The sequence below is a fragment of the Paraglaciecola sp. QJM3NY_14 genome (genome assembly GCF_056173245.1).
This window is the reverse complement of sequence record NZ_CM149664.1, coordinates 486,772-505,783: the sequence shown is the minus strand read 5'-3', so window position 1 is coordinate 505,783 and position 19,012 is coordinate 486,772. Positions and strand designations below refer to the sequence as shown.

At 45.4% G+C, this 19,012-nt stretch carries 19 protein-coding genes; 6 read left to right on the top strand and 13 right to left on the bottom strand.

Annotation, left to right across the window (positions count from 1 at the left end):
* The first annotated feature begins 14 nt into the window (after positions 1-14).
* Positions 15-1,040: an EF-P beta-lysylation protein EpmB gene (gene epmB / locus AC0VYA_RS02195; protein ID WP_475489915.1), complete on the top strand. Its 1,026-nt coding sequence runs from the start codon at positions 15-17 to the stop codon at positions 1,038-1,040.
* Here epmB and AC0VYA_RS02190 read toward each other — a convergent pair whose 3' ends face one another.
* A complete protein-coding gene (locus AC0VYA_RS02190; RefSeq protein ID WP_041713191.1) occupies positions 1,041-1,229 on the bottom strand; it encodes a hypothetical protein in 189 nt (62 codons plus the stop codon).
* Between the two features lie 115 nt (positions 1,230-1,344).
* Here AC0VYA_RS02190 and AC0VYA_RS02185 point away from each other — a divergent pair, with 115 nt between their 5' ends.
* Positions 1,345-1,656 carry a hypothetical protein gene (locus AC0VYA_RS02185; protein WP_011573365.1) on the top strand — a complete coding sequence of 104 codons (312 nt, stop codon included), beginning with the start codon at positions 1,345-1,347 and terminating at the stop codon, positions 1,654-1,656.
* Between the two features lie 18 nt (positions 1,657-1,674).
* Complete coding sequence (locus AC0VYA_RS02180; RefSeq protein ID WP_473477834.1) at positions 1,675-2,016, top strand: SMR family transporter; 342 nt, start codon at positions 1,675-1,677, stop codon at positions 2,014-2,016.
* 22 nt (positions 2,017-2,038) lie between these two features.
* Here the strand turns inward: AC0VYA_RS02180 and AC0VYA_RS02175 are convergent, their stop codons facing one another.
* The 6 genes from AC0VYA_RS02175 to nudF all read right to left on the bottom strand — a co-directional run bounded on the left by AC0VYA_RS02175 (position 2,039) and on the right by nudF (position 7,786).
* Positions 2,039-3,328, bottom strand: a complete 1,290-nt coding sequence (locus AC0VYA_RS02175) for a YfiM family lipoprotein (protein ID WP_475489914.1) — start codon at positions 3,326-3,328, stop codon at positions 2,039-2,041.
* Positions 3,329-3,380: 52 nt separating this feature from the next.
* On the bottom strand, positions 3,381-5,270 hold the full coding sequence (parE, locus tag AC0VYA_RS02170) for a DNA topoisomerase IV subunit B (protein WP_475489913.1): 1,890 nt from the start codon (positions 5,268-5,270) through the stop codon (positions 3,381-3,383).
* A gap of 84 nt (positions 5,271-5,354) precedes the next feature.
* Positions 5,355-5,948 (bottom strand): YqiA/YcfP family alpha/beta fold hydrolase, encoded by a 594-nt coding sequence (locus AC0VYA_RS02165; protein WP_011573361.1) that lies wholly within the window; start codon positions 5,946-5,948, stop codon positions 5,355-5,357.
* Between the two features lie 10 nt (positions 5,949-5,958).
* Positions 5,959-6,711 (bottom strand): metallophosphoesterase, encoded by a 753-nt coding sequence (locus AC0VYA_RS02160; protein WP_473477828.1) that lies wholly within the window; start codon positions 6,709-6,711, stop codon positions 5,959-5,961.
* A 15-nt stretch (positions 6,712-6,726) separates the two neighbouring features.
* Positions 6,727-7,182, bottom strand: a complete 456-nt coding sequence (locus tag AC0VYA_RS02155) for a DUF1249 domain-containing protein (protein WP_011573359.1) — start codon at positions 7,180-7,182, stop codon at positions 6,727-6,729.
* A complete protein-coding gene (gene nudF, locus AC0VYA_RS02150; RefSeq protein WP_473477826.1) occupies positions 7,166-7,786 on the bottom strand; it encodes an ADP-ribose diphosphatase in 621 nt (206 codons plus the stop codon). The genes AC0VYA_RS02155 and nudF overlap by 17 nt, the downstream gene beginning before the upstream one ends.
* Before the next feature lie 223 nt (positions 7,787-8,009).
* Between nudF and tolC the strand changes: the two genes are divergently transcribed.
* Entirely contained in the window at positions 8,010-9,320 is a 1,311-nt protein-coding gene (gene tolC / locus AC0VYA_RS02145; protein ID WP_473477824.1) for an outer membrane channel protein TolC, read from the top strand.
* A 71-nt stretch (positions 9,321-9,391) separates the two neighbouring features.
* On the opposite strand, the gene AC0VYA_RS02140 is transcribed toward tolC, so the two are convergent.
* A complete protein-coding gene (locus tag AC0VYA_RS02140) occupies positions 9,392-11,005 on the bottom strand; it encodes an NAD(P)/FAD-dependent oxidoreductase (protein ID WP_475489912.1) in 1,614 nt (537 codons plus the stop codon).
* 220 nt (positions 11,006-11,225) lie between these two features.
* On the opposite strand from AC0VYA_RS02140, the gene fdxA reads away from it, so the two are divergent.
* Positions 11,226-11,549: a ferredoxin FdxA gene (gene fdxA / locus AC0VYA_RS02135; protein ID WP_011573355.1), complete on the top strand. Its 324-nt coding sequence runs from the start codon at positions 11,226-11,228 to the stop codon at positions 11,547-11,549.
* A 156-nt stretch (positions 11,550-11,705) separates the two neighbouring features.
* A complete protein-coding gene (locus tag AC0VYA_RS02130; RefSeq protein ID WP_475489911.1) occupies positions 11,706-12,893 on the top strand; it encodes a hydroxymethylglutaryl-CoA reductase in 1,188 nt (395 codons plus the stop codon).
* A 190-nt stretch (positions 12,894-13,083) separates the two neighbouring features.
* Here AC0VYA_RS02130 and AC0VYA_RS02125 read toward each other — a convergent pair whose 3' ends face one another.
* The 5 genes from AC0VYA_RS02125 to AC0VYA_RS02105 all read right to left on the bottom strand — a co-directional run bounded on the left by AC0VYA_RS02125 (position 13,084) and on the right by AC0VYA_RS02105 (position 18,766).
* Positions 13,084-13,551 carry an acyl-CoA thioesterase gene (locus AC0VYA_RS02125; RefSeq protein WP_011573353.1) on the bottom strand — a complete coding sequence of 156 codons (468 nt, stop codon included), beginning with the start codon at positions 13,549-13,551 and terminating at the stop codon, positions 13,084-13,086.
* A 150-nt stretch (positions 13,552-13,701) separates the two neighbouring features.
* Positions 13,702-14,862: an iron-containing alcohol dehydrogenase gene (locus AC0VYA_RS02120; protein ID WP_473477817.1), complete on the bottom strand. Its 1,161-nt coding sequence runs from the start codon at positions 14,860-14,862 to the stop codon at positions 13,702-13,704.
* Positions 14,863-15,154: 292 nt separating this feature from the next.
* Positions 15,155-15,607 carry a response regulator gene (locus AC0VYA_RS02115; RefSeq protein ID WP_011573351.1) on the bottom strand — a complete coding sequence of 151 codons (453 nt, stop codon included), beginning with the start codon at positions 15,605-15,607 and terminating at the stop codon, positions 15,155-15,157.
* A gap of 208 nt (positions 15,608-15,815) precedes the next feature.
* Positions 15,816-18,215: an ATP-binding protein gene (locus AC0VYA_RS02110; RefSeq protein ID WP_475489910.1), complete on the bottom strand. Its 2,400-nt coding sequence runs from the start codon at positions 18,213-18,215 to the stop codon at positions 15,816-15,818.
* The gene (locus AC0VYA_RS02105) at positions 18,212-18,766 is read right to left on the bottom strand and encodes a biliverdin-producing heme oxygenase (RefSeq protein ID WP_475489909.1); all 555 of its coding nucleotides are present in this window, start codon (positions 18,764-18,766) and stop codon (positions 18,212-18,214) included. Before AC0VYA_RS02105 ends, AC0VYA_RS02110 begins: the two co-directional genes overlap by 4 nt.
* Between the last annotated feature and the right edge of the window lie 246 nt (positions 18,767-19,012).

The following is a 19,012-nucleotide window of genomic DNA, read 5'->3' as shown; positions in this document are numbered from 1 at the left end:
TGTAGAGTATCTAGTTGACACAAATAATACCTAAAAAACTCATTGCTGTAGAGAATAACTGGCAAAAAGAACTCTCAAGTGCATTTTCCGATCCCGTCGCTTTGCTCAAATACCTAGATTTAGATCCCACTGAGTTTATCGACGATATCGCTGCACGTCGCTTATTTCCTATGCGCGTGCCTCTCCCGTTCGCAGCGAGAATAAAAAAAGGTGACCCGAACGACGCACTTTTTAAGCAAGTATTTCCAAGCGAAAAAGAGTTTCTAACAGACCCTAATTACGTACTGGACCCGCTACAAGAACAGCAAAATGAAAAACCTGGCGTATTACACAAGTATAAAAGTCGTGTACTCCTGCTAGTCCGCGGTGGTTGTGCCGTCAATTGCCGCTACTGTTTTCGTCGCCACTTCCCCTATTCCGATAACCACTTAAACAAACATGAGTGGCAAGAAACACTCGACTATATAAAGCAAGACAGCAACATTAACGAAGTCATTTATTCTGGCGGCGACCCTTTGATGGCCAAAGATGACTTTTTAGCATGGTTAACCGATGAAATAGCTGAAATAACGCATATCAAACGCATCAGAATTCACACTCGATTGCCTGTTGTTATCCCTGCTCGTATTACGCCCCAGCTGATAGAGTGGTTTACTAAAACCCGGCTCAAACCTGTGATGGTGCTGCACATTAACCACCCGCAAGAAATCGACTTCGCGTTACAAGAAGTATTGCAAGAATTAACAAAGGCGGGGGTAACCTTACTCAATCAAGGCGTACTGCTAAAAGACATTAATGACAGTGCGGATGTGCAGGTCGCGTTAAGTGAAAGACTATTTGATGCCGGTGTGATGCCTTATTACCTACACGTAATGGACAAAGTGCAAGGCGCCCAACATTTTGATCAAGACGATAAGATAGCGAAAGACATTATGGCAAAAATGATAAAACGCTTACCGGGATTTCTGGTGCCTAAACTCGTACGCGAGATAGGCGGCCAACCCGGTAAAACGCCAATTGATTTAAATCTTCATCCCTGATTAGGCAAACGTGTTAACCACTGAGCCTAAATTTGGATTTGATGAAGATGATGGTACGTCAGCTGCTGATTCCAGAAGCTGAAGCGTCGCTTGACCATCTCGTTCCTGCTGGGATTTAGCCATCTGTAACGATTTGATTTCTAGCGTCGCACCGGATGCTCCAGAGGCTGCGCCTCCTTGAATTTCCATACCAGAACCCCTATTGCTTGTAGCAAAGTTGAAAAGCAGGCAGAATCGCCCGCTCTTCGTCATTATCGGCAAGTTTGCCTAAAACTTTAACCCAACAACCAAATAAGCCAAATCTATGCAAACAATTATTGAAAAATTAACTGAAAATGCCCAGCTCATCTATCGCAAGTCCATTGATGCCGACGCAACCATTGCTAAGTTACAAAGTGCTGGCAAAGGTAAGTTTCAGGCTATTTTCCCTGAAGATGCAGGCTTTAATGCCAGCGGCCGGTTTTTTAAGCCCTATGTCGAAGAGTTAGCCATGGATATCGCCAGCTTGAGCCAACTCGACACAGAAGAACAAAAGCAAGCTTTGCCAAAGGTAGTAAAAAAAATAGAGTTGTTACATTCCACCCTGAGCCAGTTTCAAGTCAGCATTAAAGACTAATTTAAGGCATAAACGACCATGGGAATAACGATAGGATATTGGTACCTAGGGGCGGCCATTATGGCTGAGGTCATCGGTACCTTGGCACTTAAAGCTTCTGATGGTTTTAATAACACCATCTCTAGTGCGGTATGTGTTATCGGCTACGCGACAGCGTTTTATTTTCTGTCTTTAGTGCTAAAAACTGTGCCTGTAGGGATTGCTTATGCGATTTGGGCAGGCATGGGCATAGTGTTGATTGCCCTTTTCAGCGCGATTTTCTATAAAGAGTTGCCCGACTTAGCGGCCATACTCGGAATAGGCCTTATTTTAAGCGGTGTCCTTATCATCAATGTATTTTCAAAAACAACGGGCCATTAACGAGTCAAATACCTACTGCGCATCACTTAGCCAGAGGTAATCGACTGACCGGCAGCAACGAAATGCGTTGGTCAATCTCATCTAATAAACGTTTATATTCAGGGCTGTCCACTTGTTTGAACGTCTTCGTGAACTCAGATTTATTCAAGTTTTCAGGTAACCCACTGGTATCAGGGAAAAATGAGCTCTCACTGGCATTTTCAGATAGCATACGTTGCAACGCAAACGCCGTTTTTTCATCCGTCGCCACAAGCGCAAATTTCACTCCTGCATGATCAGCGGCTAAATCGACAAAGCTATAGCCACTGCCACCTGCGCCGCGATCCATCAACTCCTTAAATTCACCTATCGCTGCCGTCAAACCCTGTTCAGATAAAACTTTTATGGCGGCCGAGAAGATAAAATGCTGACTCAAGTCAGTCCTGTGCATAAGGGTCGGCATGTTGCGCGGTACTGCAACTCGCTTAGATTTGGGCTGTATATCGCCGATAAAACTAGCAAATCGATGATGCCCAGCATACGTGGCTAATGCCATTATCGCCGCTTCATTTTCTTCCGCCGCCGTCGCTTGGTGTGACCGACTCAATGCTTCAGCAAACAGTGGTTGAATAAACCGGGCCAATGATTGTGCAGTAGGTCGCTGTCCAACATCTAGTTCAGCGAGAAAACGTAAATAATGGGCAGTGGCAAGGCTCAAATCCGTTTCCTCACCAATATCGCGCTTGAGATCTTTTAAGTTTCGTAGAAAGGCATCTAACGGGCGCATAGCAATCACCATACTGCCTTGAAACATACGAATACTATCAATTTGCTGTACGAACTGACTTGCTATCGTGCTATTTGTCCACCAATCAGCCAACCAAACTAGGGTTGCCAATGTTTGTTTACCAGACAGTACTATGCTGCCTAAGCGCACTTCATCTAATTGCAGCCCTTGACCGGGCAGTATGAGTGCACTGAAATTAACATAGCGACCGACTGGATTTGGCGGTAATTGATAACTCGCTGACAAGCTACTAGCAAGGGGGGTAATGTTAGCTTGACCATGAAATTGCGCCTTCGCGCGTTGTAAAAAACCCACCAAGCTGTTGAGTTGATTCTCAGTGAGAGGGATTTGCTGGTCGAGCGTGCGATCTCTCACGCTCTGTTTGATTTGTTCAATCAATTCTTTTACCGAGTCAGCATCGTCAACTTGCGTTGCGCTTGTCGCTACAACAAGGGGCTCATCTTCAACGCTGGCAATAAATAGCGCTACGCCTAAGCCAATCAGCAGTACCAATACAATCAGTAAATATTTAAAAAAACGCAGCAAATTAGGTCCTTGCGTACTAAAAAGATTGAAAACGGATGGTCGAGGCTAACAATTACACGTCTGCCATATTGCCTTTGCTTTCTAACCACAACTTTCTGTCACCAGCGCGTTTTTTGGCCAGTAACATATCCATGGTCTCTAACATTTCGGTAGGATCTTCTATGGTCAGTTGCACCAAACGTCGTGTGTTTGGATCCATGGTCGTTTCACGCAATTGAAGTGGGTTCATTTCTCCCAGACCTTTAAAGCGCTGCACGTTGACCTTACCGCGTTTTTTCTCGGCGGCAATGCGATCCAAAATGCCTTTTTTTTCACCTTCGTCCAGGGCGTAAAAGACTTCTTTCCCCACATCGATTCTAAACAACGGCGGCATAGCAACATAGGCATGGCCATTTTCCACTAGCGTTCTAAAGTGTTTAACGAACAAGGCGCACAACAATGTCGCGATGTGCAGTCCGTCGGAGTCAGCATCTGCAAGAATACAGACTTTGTTGTAACGCAGGCCGCTTAAGTCGTCTGAATCAGGGTCGATTCCCAACGCAACGGAAATATCATGTATTTCTTGAGATGCGAGCACTTGGGAAGAGTCAACTTCCCAGCTGTTCAAAATCTTACCACGCAGGGGCATAATCGCTTGAAACTCACGATCTCTCGCCTGCTTAGCAGAGCCACCAGCTGAATCACCTTCTACTAAAAATAATTCTGAACGTCCAGTATCTTGGGTCGAACAATCGGTTAACTTGCCAGGTAATGCGGGGCCTTGAGTTACCTTTTTACGAGCGACCTTTTTGCTCTGGCGTAAACGCGTTTGTGCATTGCTGATACACATTTCAGCCAATTGCTCAGCAATCGCGGTGTGTTGATTTAGCCATAAACTGAAGGCATCTTTGACTATGCCTGACACAAACGCAGCGGCCTGGCGTGATGACAAGCGCTCTTTAATTTGCCCGGCGAATTGCGGATCTTGCATCTTGGTGGACAACACATAGCTACAGCGATCCCAAATATCTTCTGGGGTTAACTTAATGCCACGAGGCAATAAATTTCGGAATTCACAGAATTCACGCATGGACTCAAGCAGACCTTGGCGTAATCCGTTCACATGCGTACCGCCCTGTGCGGTAGGTATGAGGTTAACATAGCTTTCGGTGATCATTTCACCGCCCTCAGGCAACCAAATAACCGCCCAATCAACGGCTTCAGTGTTACCGCTTACTGCTCCCACAAAGGGGGCATCCGCTGGCAAGCTGATACTGTCGCCAACCGATTGATATAAATAATCTTTTAAACCGTCTTCAAAGTACCACTCGTGTGTTTCTTTGCTGACTTTGTCATCAAAGCGAATACGTAGACCAGGACACAGAACGGCTTTTGCTCGCAACACATGCAACAGCTTAGTCACAGAAAACTTAGCTGAATCAAAATACTGCTCGTCTGGCCAAAAATGAACCCGCGTACCGCTATTACGTTTACCGCAGGTATCCACCACTTTTAGGTCTTCAACCTTCTCGCCATTCTCAAACGCAATTTGGTATACACTGCCATCGCGGCGAATACTCACCTCAACCCGTTTAGATAAGGCATTTACGACCGAAATACCCACGCCGTGCAAACCACCAGAAAACTGATAGTTTTTATTCGAAAATTTACCACCGGCATGCAGTTTGGTCATAATTAATTCAACGCCTGATATGCCCTCTTCTGCGTGAATATCCACAGGCATACCACGACCATCATCGGTCACCTCTAATGATTGGTCAGGGTGCAGTACCACTTTAATTGAACTGGCAAAGCCTCCCAGGGCTTCATCCACACTGTTATCTATGACTTCTTGACTAAGGTGATTGGGACGCGTGGTGTCTGTGTACATACCAGGGCGACGTTTGACCGGGTCAAGGCCATTTAAAACTTCAATTGCATCTGCGTTATATTGATTAGACATAGTTCTTATTTTTGTTGTGGCCGTTGATAAAAATGACTAGGCGTTAGGTGAGAGCCAATACGCTCATGTTATACCAATCTTCAATTAGTCGTGCAGCAGAAACTGAAAAATATCAGCAAGGAAACGCTCATAACCCTGAAAACTGTGATCGCCGCCCTCTTCTATGGTTAATTTTGCGCCCATGTATTTCTGCTCTGCTTGACGGTAGTCTAAGGTTTCATCAGCCGTTTGCAATAACACCCAGTAGTTTTGAGGGCTTGCCAAGGTTTTGGTATCAAAGGTGGTTAAATCTTGGGTATGGGATTCATCTAAGCTGAACCTTTTCTTAGTATAAGGGTTGATATGCTCCCCCAAGTAATCAGCTAATAGATTGTAAGGCTGAACAGCAGGGTTAATCAGTACCGCTTTACCGCCATAACGTTCAAGCAGGTAACTTGAGAAATAACCGCCCATAGAGCTCCCAATAAAACCAAAATCTGCATTCGGGTGACGAGCAACCAGCTCATCTAACATTTTGGCGGCCGGTTTGGGGTGATTGTCCAACTGGGGAATATAAAACACGATATCTGGGTAATGCTCATCTACAAACGCTTTAGTCTGCTGAGCCTTCACAGATTGAGGTGAGCTTAAAAAACCGTGTAAATAAATTACAACCTGTTCTGGTTTACTGTCTGTCATGTATATTCCGTTAGATTCTAATAATGTGACTGTCGACTTGCCCGTTATCAGCCAGTTCAATGACGCGATATCCCGGCGCTTCGCCACTGGCGGCGAATTCTTTGCTGTTTGCCCACTGCCAGCATGTAGACGGCGCAGACATAAATACGCAATCTTGGCTGCGTGTTTCGCTCGCTTGATGAATATGCCCATAAATCACAGCTTTGATTTGCGGCTGCTGCTCAACATTCTGAATAAACTCATCCCGGTTACGCCAAGGATGGTTGTCCATCCAGCCACCACACGCATAAGGATGATGGTGCACCACCAGCAAATGGTGTTGCTGTGGGTCTAGGTTAACTTGCTCATTCAGGTACTGAAGTTGACGCATGGATATTTCACCCGAGGAATCATCAGTTTTGGTATTGAGACCATGAACCTTCCAATACGGCCCCGCGCTCGTGGATAAAGGCCATCCTGCCAGGTGATTCAGCTCACTATTTAATGCTTCAAGGTGGTCGTGGTTACCTGGAATGACTAAAAGTGGCGCGCTAATCTTGCTTTGTTGCCACAGTTGACTAAAAAGCTGATAACTGGCTAAACCCTTAACAGCATCGTTTTCAGCACTGACATCACCGCTCACAATGACCATATCTGGGTGACAAAGGCCCACGTTTTTTAACACGGCTTGCAAGGTAGTGTAAGGATTTATGTTTTGATAACCCGCATGGCGTTTATCAGCAAACAAGTGACAATCTGAAATTTGCGCCACTTTAAAACTCACGCCAACCTCATCGCGTTACGCGCTCGCCGCTTGCAGTTGATCTTTGTGTTTCGAGCAAAACAGTAACCACTCACTCAAGAATAAGTTCACCATCTCTTTTTCATTTCTTTGATGCATTTTGATATTTGGATACTCATAGCTAGGCTGCAGAGCACCAATGTGTTGAGATTCAATCACCTCGGCCAGTTGCGCATCATGATACAAACGAGCACGCACCACTGGCCGCATAAAATCGGGGCCATTAATTGACTCTTGGGACATGATCACAGTGCTGGTATATCGGCTACACTCGACAATTTTAATGCTGTAATTCAAGGATTTATTCACCTTGAACTGATATTCCAAGTCTTCAGTATCACAATCAGGTAAAAGCTTAATCAGACGCACGTAATTCATCGCACACACCCGCTGAATACTCGGCAGGTGAGGTACGTATTTACGTCTTAAATCTTGTTCATTCTTTCCAGTCATCAAGTACTCGTTGTTTATTCATAGCAAACCATTGCAGCGCGATCAGTGTCGCTGCGTTGTCGATCTTTCCTTGATTAATCCACTCCAGAGCTTGCTCTTCTGGTACTCGGTGCACCAAAATATCTTCACTCTCATGGTCGAGTCCATGCACACCTTTCGCTTGACTCGCATCAACTTGGGCCACATATATATGTAACCTTTCAGTTGTGCCGCCCGGGCTAGCAAGATAACTGATGGCCTTCTTAAGGTGGGTAATCGTCACCCCTGCCTCTTCATGCGCCTCGCGATAACATACCGCTTCAGGTGTTTCGCCCGGGTCAATGATACCAGCCACAATCTCTAACAACCACGGCGAATCCGATGTGGCCATAGCGCCAATCCGAATTTGTTCAATCATAACGAACTCATTTAAATGGGGATCATACGGCAGAACCGCAACCGCATGCCCACGTTCAAATATTTCTCGCTGTATCAAGTCACTCCAACCGCCTTTGTACAATTTATGCTTGAAATGGTACTTCACCATTTTAAAAAAACCGTCGTAAAGTGGTTCTTTGCGGGTAACTTCCACGTCTTTGCTGGAAAACTGCTGAATTTTAGACATACATCCCCTTTCAAATTTAGTCTTTAGTACCATATAGTGAAGCAATATTTAGCGGTTCATGGCCAGTATAATATTCTGTTACACTTGAGCCATCAGTTTTACGTCTGGATGTTTCGTGTTCACGCTGAATGTATTTAAACTTTAGCGTCTTAGAATGCGACATATAGTAAATCTAAAAAATAATGGTCTCGATGCCACCAGTAAAATTCATCAAGGAACACACATGAAAAAAACACTTCTTTCGCTATTGATTGGCTTTGGCGTATCGAATAACGCATTTGCTGACGACTTACTAAGCGTATATCAGCAAGCATTACAAAACGATCCAGCCACCTTGCAATCACAAGCAAACAGAGAAGCGGCTTTTTCTGATATCGAAATCAGCCGCGCAGGCTTGTTACCCCAAGTATCATTGAGCTTGCAGGCAGCAGAAACTTATGGCGATTTAGACCGTTCAACTAATGACGTTACAGTGAATTTATCACAAACTATCTATGATCGTTCGCTTTGGGTTGGTTTAGATCGCGCAGAGCTTGTTGCGAGTCAATCAGATGCTAGCCTTGCGCTAACGATGCAAAACCTTATTTTACGCACGGTTAGTGCTTATTTTGATACTCTTCAAGCCCAAGATGATTTAGCGTTTGCTCGCGCCGAAAAACGCGCCATTGCTCGCCAACTTGAACAAACTAAGCAACGCTTTGAAGTGGGTTTGACTGCCATTACAGATGTGCACGAAGCACAAGCACAGTACGATACTTCAGTTGCAGCCGAAATCAGTGCCGAAAACGCAGTTGAAACCAATCTTGAAGCTTTACGCGAAATTACAGGCGTCTATTATCCAGACTTGAATGTGCTCAATACTGAGCAGTTCTCTGCCAGCTTGCCAACCCCAGCGAACGTCAACGATTGGCTAAAAACTGCTGAGCAGCGAAATTTGGAATTACTGGTATCCAATGCCAGTGTGGATATCGCTAAGTTTGATATTAAGAGTGCTCGTGCTGGGCACTACCCAACTGTCGGCATAAGCGGTAGTGCCAATAGTAATGACACCGATGGTTTCGCTATTAACCCTGGCGCAGGTGGTAGTGACCGTTTTAATACCTATGGTGTGACGTTATCTGTCGACGTGCCTTTGTACACTGGTGGCCGAGTATCTGCCAATGTCGACTCTGCAAAACACAGATTTGTTGCCACCAGCGAAGACCGCGAACGTATTCACCGCTCAGTTATCCGCAACGTGCGCTCAAACTACAATGACATAAAAGCCGCCATTTCACGTATTAAGGCGTTTGAGCAGGCAGTCGTATCTGCCCAGAGTGCATTAAAAGCCACAGAAGCCGGCTTTGATGTGGGTACCCGTACTATTGTTGATGTACTAGACAGCACACGTAACTTGTTTGATGCTCGTCGTAACCTATCAAGTGCTCGATACGGTTATGTTGTTAGCACGCTCAACCTGAAATTAGCCGCTGGTACGTTATCAATCGAAGACGTAACAGACATTAACCAAGGTTTATCTGCGCAAATTAAATAACGCGTACTGGTTTACATTGCACTTCGCATAAAAAAAGCAGCTCAGGCTGCTTTTTTTGTGTTCGTTTAACGCTACGCGTGACTGCTTGCTAACATGGACAGCGCCACCGCTTCAGCCACTTTAATGCCATCAATACCGGCAGATAAAATCCCACCGGCGTACCCAGCGCCTTCACCTGCAGGATAGAGCCCATTAACATTTACACTCTGGAAATCAGCGCCACGCTTAATGGAAATAGGCGATGAGGTACGCGTTTCGACCCCAGTTAACAAACCATCTGCTTTGGCAAAGCCTTTAATTTGCTTATCAAACGCGGGAATAGCTTCACGAATAGCGCTGATAGCATAGTCCGGTAAAACCTTGGATAAGTCCGTAAGTTTTACCCCTGGCGTATAAGAGGGTTTCACATCCCCTAGCTCTGCCGATGCTTTTCCTGTCAAAAAATCGCCAATCAGCTGCGCTGGAGCATCGTAATTGCTGCCGCCCAGAGCGTAGGCTTGCTCTTCAAGTTTGCGCTGCAAATCAATGCCCGCCAAAGGATGCCCAGGAAAATCTTTGTTGGGCTCAATGCCTACGACTATGGCGCTATTTGCGTTGCGCTCGTGGCGAGAATATTGGCTCATGCCATTGGTTACCACACGGCCCTCTTCTGAGGCCGCTGCAACAACGGTGCCGCCAGGGCACATACAAAAACTGTATACCGCACGGCCATTCTTACAATGGTGCACCAGTTTGTAATCTGCCGCGCCCAGAATAGGGTGACCGGCACTTGGGCCGAAGCGACATTCATCGATCATGGATTGCTCGTGCTCTATTCTAAAGCCGACGGAAAAAGGTTTGGCTTCTATATATACGTCACGCTCATACAGCATTTTAAACGTGTCTCGAGCACTATGCCCCACAGCTAATACAGCATGACGACACGCTAAATGTTCCCCCGTTGATAAGCTCAAGCCGGTCAACTGACCATGCTCAATATGCACATCATCAACTCGAGTACTAAAGCGAATCTCGCCGCCTAGTTCAATAATTTGTGCACGCATGCGCTCAACCATTGCCACCAGCTTAAACGTACCGATATGCGGTTTACTTACATACATAATTTCATCGGGGGCGCCGGCATCAACAAACTCGGTAAGCACTTTGCGCCCGTAATGCTTGCGATCTTTCACTTGGCTGTACAATTTGCCGTCTGAAAATGTGCCTGCGCCGCCTTCGCCGAACTGCACATTTGATTCAGTATTAAGCGGCTTTTTACGCCAAAAGCCGAACGTGTCTTTAGTTCGCTCACGGACTTCTTTACCGCGCTCTAAAATAATGGGCTTAAAGCCCATTTGCGCTAACAATAGGCCTGCAAACAAGCCGCAAGGTCCAAGACCGATTACGGCTGGACGCTCAGTCAGTGCATCAGGTGCATGACCCACAAATTTATAACGGGTATCTGGTGATAATCTGACGTGGGGATCGTTCTCAAACTTAGCGAGTAGGGCCTCTTGCTCAGCAACGTCCACGTCTAAGGTGTAAATCAGTTGGATATCAAACTTATTCCGCGCATCAAAACCACGTTTAAATACAGAAACTTGGGTTAACTGCTCTGCGCCGCATCCTAATTTATCAAGTATCGCTTGGGTGAGATCAGCATCTTGGTGATCAAGGGGCAATTTTATATCAGTTAAACGCAGCATAGAGATATCCAAAAGGTAAACGCAGGGACACAGCCCAGATAAAAACAATAAGCCGAGTATTTTAAGCCATGCGCGCTCGCCTGTCTGGTTTATTGCATAATATATTCCGTGCATGAACAGCCTCTAGGCGTCACATCAGCCTTCATCTACCTTGGCATCTTGTATTTATACGGCTGATAAGTATGATCGGCGCCATTATCGATTAACCAAGACTGTGCCCATGACATTTGTAGTCACCGACAACTGTATAAAATGCAAATACACCGATTGTGTTGCCGTATGCCCAGTGGATGCTTTCTTCGAAGGGCCCAATTTTTTGGTGATCGACCCTGACATATGTATCGATTGCGCGTTATGCGAGCCAGAATGCCCTGCCAAAGCCATATTTCAGGATGATAAATTGCCACCCGGCCAAGAAGCCTTTAACGAGCTCAACGCGGAATTATCGAAAATTTGGCCGAATATCATCGAAGTCATTCCGCCCCCTGCTGATGCAAAAGAATGGGACGGCGTGCCTAATAAAATTGAGTATTTAGAAACCTGATTAGTCAACACCACAAGAGGATGTCTCTCACTCACACTTTGTTTGAACCTGTTATCACTAAAACTATTGCACATTAATTAAGCATAATCATTTCACTGTACCAAGCTTTGTTGATAATTGTAGATACACCTTCTATCTACAAAGTCGATTTCGCCCATGTCAGATAATAAAGCAGCACCTTCCATTCCTCGTGATAAAGAGCACGATCATAGCCAGAATATGGCACATCAACGCCGCACATTTGTAAAAGAACACACCCAAAGCGAGCTTAGTCATGTGGGCCATTACTCCTTAAGCCCAGAGCAAACCGCGGGCAATATTGAAAATTTCATCGGTGTTGCCCAAGTGCCCATCGGCTTAGCAGGGCCAGTTAAGGTCAATGGCGAATATGCGAAGGGTGAGTTCTACGTGCCACTTGCTACCACAGAGGGCACCTTGGTCGCTAGTTACAACCGCGGCATGCGGGTCCTCAGCGCCGCTGGTGGCGTAAAAGTGACAGTTGTCGATGATGTCATGCAGCGTGCCCCAGTGTTTATTTTTGAAGATGCCCGCCAAGCGCAAACTTTTGGCAATTGGGTAACCGATAATTTCGAGGACATAAAAGCACAAGCCGAAACCACTACCAGCGTGGGGAAACTACGTAACATCGAACAGTACGCTGCCGCGCGCATGCAATATTTACGGTTTAATTTCACAACCGGTGATGCTGCTGGGCAAAATATGGTGGGCAAAGCCACGTTTGCGGCTTGCGAATGGATGAAGGCAAACTTTCCTGGGGTCGGCTTGCAACGCTATAACTTGTCTGGTGCCATGGATACCGATAAAAAACACTCCCAGCTGAATACCCTTCACAGTCGCGGCAAGCGGGTGATTGCTGAGGCAACCATCAGCAGTGAGATTTTAGAGTCAAAACTGGGTGTATCAGCACAAATGCTGTTTAAAATGCGTCAAATATCCAATATGGGCAGTTTTATGGCCGGCTCTATAAATAATGGCTCCCATTCGGCTAACGGAATTACGGCCATGTTTATCGCCTGCGGCCAAGATGCCGCCAATGTGGCAGAATCATCCGCCGCTTTATCGTTTGTGGACGTAGATGAGCAAGGTAACTTTTATATCGCTATTACCCTGCCCTCTTTGATTGTTGCGACCTTTGGTGGCGGTACTGCCCTTGCCACACAAAAAGAATGCTTAGAAATGATGGATTGCTTCGGTGAAGGTAAAGCACGCAAACTTGCAGAGATTATCGGCGCTACCGTACTTGCAGGAGAGCTGTCATTAAGTGCCGCCGTGTTAGCAGGCGACTGGGTGACCAGTCATGATGCCCTAGGGCGTAATCGCTAAGTTAGCGGGTATAGACAGTAAGTTCATTTAAAGCGCGTACATAGCGCTTTGATGGCTCGTTTTCAGTTAAAGACTTTTTACCCGTTGATGGCTCTCCACCGGTTGAGGACTCTCTACCCGTTGAAGACGCTTTACCAATTCCGAACCGACGCGTCGCCAATCCCCAACCGGCGAGCGCCAGTGAAGCCGTTTATTCCGGCTCGTCACCACCCACTAAATAATGACTTAGCCCAGCGCGCAAGTCCGTAGGTAAAGGCGTAGGCATATGTGACGGTCGGTCCACGTAAACATGCACAAATTGCCCAACGGCACTCGCCTGCTCACTGCCTTCTGAAAATACCGCTAATTGATACACCACCGAGCTGTTACCTAGTTTCAACACCGTTAAGCCGATATCTAGCACCGCTGGGTAGCTTACCGACGCATAATATTGGCAGCGGGTTTCAACGACCAAACCAATCGGACCTTGGCCATCAAGATGTAGCCATCCGTTATCGATCAGTAAGCGATTTACCACAGTGTCGAAGAAACTGTAATAAGCGACATTATTCACATGACCGTACACATCATTGTCCGACCAACGAGTGTCAATTGTGTCGAAGTATCGAAAGTCGCTACGCGTAGGGGGGGATTTTTTATCTGTCGTCGACGTTGTCATCAATATAACTCCATTTTTCGTTGTTGATACCATTTAACGCGACGGCCATTTGCACTGTGCTTATTGAGGTGCTTATTAAGCCACTTATTGACGTATTTACTGCAGTACCTAGCGTCAAAATTATAGGCTATCGCTTACTCTGAATTATTCTCACCACGCTTCTTGATATAACGCGAGAGCATCATCAAACGTAACCGTTCGCGGATTATTGGTTAACAATCGCGTTTGCAGCATGGCCGCGTTGGCTAAATCCGTTAGCGCAGCTTGCTCAATACCGTAATCTCTTAGTCGCTTGGTGATGCCAAGGTCGTAACAAAACTGCTGCATATATTCAATAAAACCCAGTGCTTGCTCCCTCACGCTAAGCCCAGCTAATTGAGGGTTAACGACTACACCTAACTGGGCATATTCTTGCTCTGCGTGTGCCAAGTTGAAACGCATCACGTGAGGCAGCATAAGTGCGTTTGTTAAACCATGAGCCATATGATAAATACCGCCTAATGGATAGGCCAACGCGTGCACGGCCGCCACTGGGGAGTTAGCGAACGCCTGCCCTGCGAGCATGGCGCCCAATAGCGTAGCGCCTCTGTGATCTAAGTCTTTACCGTTTACATAGCAACGAGGAAGATGAGTCGACAACAATTGCAACGCTTTTATCGCGAGATTATCTGATAAAGGGTTTTTCTTATGTTTGCTGGTGAAAGCTTCAATGGCGTGCACCATAGCATCGACGCCCGTTTCTGCCGTAATATGTGCTGGTAACCCCACCGTTAGACAAGGGTCAAGCAACGCCACATCGGGGTACAAAACCGGTGATACGACACCAGCCTTGGTGGACTCACCCGTGGTGACAATTGAGATAGGGGTAACTTCTGAGCCTGTTCCTGCGGTAGTAGGTATCAATACCAATGGTTTACGCTGAGACGTGACTAAATCGACTCCGTACATGTCGGCAAGGTTTTGTTGCTCCATAGCCAACACAGCAGCAAGCTTAGCGCTGTCCATAGAGCTGCCGCCGCCAATACCAATCACCACTTCGGCTTTTTTCGCTTGTTCAGCTGCCGCCAAAATAATGGCTTCTGGTGGGTCAGCCTGCACCCCATCAAACACTGAGAATGTTATGCCAGCCACATCCAGTTCAGCGAAAACAGGATCAAGCACCCCTGCGTTTAATAAACCTTTATCAGTAATGACGAGAATCGATTTCGCATCAAAGCGGGATATCAACAGTGCAGGTAAAGACAAAGCCGCATTCACCCCAAAACGGATATCGCCTACGGTTTTAAACTCAAAGTCATTGTTTGTATGCATCACTGCCAACCTTAAGGCTGAAATTGAATATAAAGATGCTAGCAGAGAAGTTTTAGCCTCATGCTTTATCGTAGTGATACATTTAGCTCAGCACTCGTTATAGATAACGAGTTAAAGATGACGTGCTATCGGTGAAGATGATTGGTGAAGGATGGCTCATAGTGACTAACTACAGGGCTAAGATAAAAAGTTGGCTATTAAAAGAACGGAAGAAGTAGACCAAAGAAAAGTAACGTGTTGAACAGCAATGGAATATGCCTGAGCGCGTGCACCAGGCATATGTAACATGGATTTAATCGTGCAGTATTTGCGCTTGAAAGAACCAAAAGCTAACTAAGTCTTTCATCGAGCCCACTAAATCTAAGTAATTATTAGGTTTCGTTAAATACGCATTACACCCCAGCATATGACATTCTTTAATATCGATGTCAGAGTCAGAGGTGGTAAACATCACCACAGGGATATGCTTAAAAGACGGATTTTGCTTAATATCGTCTAATGCTTCCCGGCCCGACTTTCGCGGCATATTTAAATCTAACAGAATGATACTAGGCAACGTTTTCGCATCGGCTAAAAAGCGTGTCAGCTCCTCTCCGTCATTCACGAAGCGCAGTTTGTCTGTCCCTATTGCGTTGTCCGCTAATGCATCTTGAATCAACTCTTGATCGTCCAAGTCGTCATCCGCGACCAGAATATAATTCACTGCCCTGAGCTTTTTAGATATCACACCAGAATCTTTATTCACACTAAACACAACCTTCTGTACTTTAGAATGGTAACGGTTCAACCTGAGTGACCGTCCGTGTAATTCTAATATTTATAATGCAAAAGCATCGTACCTATGACCCAAGTTTAAGCATGATAAATCGCTTGCTATGCCTGAAACCACGTAAAAAAACTAACGGCTAATAATATCACAGCCAGTTAGTCTAAGATAAGTTAAAAGCGTAATATTATTCTACTGCTTCTGATCTTATTGGCAACGTAATAAAAAATGACGCGCCTTGACCAAATTGAGACTCAGCCCAAATTTTCCCCTGATGTCGATTAATAATTTTTTTGCATATCGCTAAGCCTAGACCAGTCCCTGAATACTCAGCTTTTGAGTGTAAACGCTCAAACAAACCAAATATTTTCTGCTCATGCGTTTTTGCAAATCCAACGCCATTGTCTTTAAATTCAATGGTGACAAAGTCTTCGTCTTTATCGTTAAGGGCAATAACAATGTGCGGAGGGACGTCCTCTTTAGTGAATTTTAGGGCGTTCTGAATGATATTTTGCGCCACACGGCGAAGCTGGTTTTTATCTCCGTACACTGTGCCAATATGATCGATTGAGAAAGCTGCCTTTTGCTCTGTCACCAACACTTCTAAATCCATGATCACATCTTCAATAATGTCATCAAAATTCAAAGGAACAAACTCGTCATTAGATCTGTGGATACGTGAAAAGCTCAGCACGCCTTTAATCAGCGCCTGCATTCTTTCTGCTGAGTTCATCATCTTGGTTAGATAACCATGGCCTCTATCGCTTAACGTGGCCTCTGTTTGCTGAATACGCCCACCAAACGACTGAATTTTACGAAGCGGCTCTTGAAGGTCGTGTGAGGCAACAAATGCAAAACGCTCTAGCTCACGGTTAGATTCTTCAGAGGCGGCTAAGGCTTCCACTAACTCATCTTGCATTTTTTCTTTATTAGCAATTTCTTTTTTTAGTTCGTCGGTACGCACAGCTACTTTGTGCTCTAACGCTTCGTTTAGTAACTCAAGACGCTCCGATTTTGACAACACATAGTTCACTATCGTGTCTCGGAATTTCAAAGCGCTGGATAACTCTACCGCTTCCCAGGCTAACGATTGGTTTTTGACATTTTCACGCCATAAACGAAAAGAGCTTCGCGGCATCAGCCTATGGCTGCCATCATCTAAAAACTCGATCGTTTTTTCAGGTTTCCCTCCCCAATCTTTGGTTTGTTCAACCTCTTGCCTAAACCATATCAAGAATAAGTTACTAACAGAGGAAACAGACAAGATGAATACGCCACTGGCAACGTCACTGATATCCATAAAGTCAGGGTTATCTTTACCTAAGGTCTTTGTATGGTAAATCGTATCTGTGACTAACTTGGTTGATGTCGCCCAGTTAAAAAGCGCTTCTATGCGATCAGGGCTGGGGGTTTTGCCAAAGCATTCTATGTCTTCTTCTAGTCGCCAGGCCACGCCTGATGCGTTCATCATACGCATCAGATTGTCTGTTTCTTCACGCAAACCATCTGTAAAGAAAATACGCTCAGCCATTTTTGCGGTGATCGACGCATTTAACGATAACACCGCCGAATCACGGTGCTCAGCATCAGCTTGTACTTTTAATGAAATCAAATAAGACAACATCAACCCCATGTATAAAGCCACTTCACGCGTTTCAAACGGCACTACATGAGAGCGATAGTGATGACATGCAATTAGCCCCCACAACTTGCCCGACACCACTATGCTGATCGACATAGAGGCATTCACCCCCATGTTACGTAAATACTGACAATGAATAGGTGACACACTGCGCAGCGTCACCTTACTCAAGTCAACAGGCCGATCATTTGGGTACAACATAGACTGCTTGGCGTTAACATCAGCAAGCAGTCTAATGGGGTTTTTAACGTACAGCTCCCTCGCCTGCTTTGGTATATCTGACTCAGGAAAGTGCTGTTTTAAAAAGGAGTTCAACTCAGGCTTTTTAGCCTCAGCAACAACTTCACCGTTATAGTCCGCATCAAACTTATACAACATGACGCGATCAAACCCAGTGACTTTGCGAATTTCGTTAACTGAATAAGCAAAAACGTTATTTAAGTCTTGGCTTTGGGCCAAGTCATTAAGCGATAGATTAATTAAATTTTTAACGGGATTAAACGAACTTGAACTAGCAGATAACGCGGCCTCTAATTCAATGGCCAATAGGTCGTCGTGTAAGCTCAGTATGGCATTGTAAGTTGATTGTGTTTTGATACTCTCGGCTTGCGCGCCAGTCACCGGCCCCGTGGTATTAGAGTTCAGCGCTTGAGCGAGCGCGGCAATCGGTGTCGTTTGCTGTGGGTTAACCTCGTGAAAGCCTTTATCGAAATCGAGTGCCTTTACCTTTGTGGCGAATTCGCGGTCAAATATTGAATCCAATGACTGCCCAAGTAACACGTCTAGCGAGCATTGCATTAAGTCCGCTACGTTTTCACTGCAATACTGTAATATCAGTGTTTTTGGCTCAAACAGTAATAGATAGCCATGAGGTTGAATCGAACCTGGGATATGGATGGGCTCTTTATGACAATTATCCAGTGTCACATCAAACGGTTTATTCACAGGCTTATTCCCTCCAAACAATCATGAATATATTCGAATGCTAATTCTGCGCCTTGCATGATTTCATCACAAACATCAGGATTCCGCAGGTAGTATTGCTGCAATACAGTTAAAAATTCGCCCCAGCGCACCATTCTTTGCTCTTGATAGCTATTGAAAAAGGCTACGCCGTGATGAGTATCTAACCAATCGTGTCGAGTTAATCGGGCCTGAATATGTTCACCGCCTAAGGTTGCACCTTCCAGAACATACATCATACCCATCGCCTGAGCAGTCGAGTGCAATTCAACGTTCGGTTTAACATTCTGGCTTAAATCGTCTTTCTTACTGGCGCGCGTTGGAATGTCATGCTCAAGATCCAACAGCGTCTGTTTCATATAAGCGATATCGTTGTTGATAAATGCTTGCTTACTGCGGTTTTTATAGGCTGCTTTAGACTCAGGGAAAGTAAGCAGTGCTCGCTCCATTGAGACATAAGCCGCTTGCATGGCCATCAATACCTGCAAATATACCTGCGCACTCAAATCGCGGTGAAATAAAATTTTTGACAATCTGCCTTCCACTTCTCTGTGCAGGCCCTGGGTGCTAGTTTTAAGAAGATGGCCTATGGATATAGGTTCCGCTTGGGTATTCATCATATTACTGATACTCGTGTCTTGTTTGCTTCGCGCAACAATCCTGTATTTATATTGAGCTTCATTTCTGACTGAAAAGCCTCCTTCGTGACAAAGCTTCTGCGCTAGAAATTTGCAAGGTGTAAGACGAGTTCAGCGACCTCGCTTATTTGTCGCGTCGCG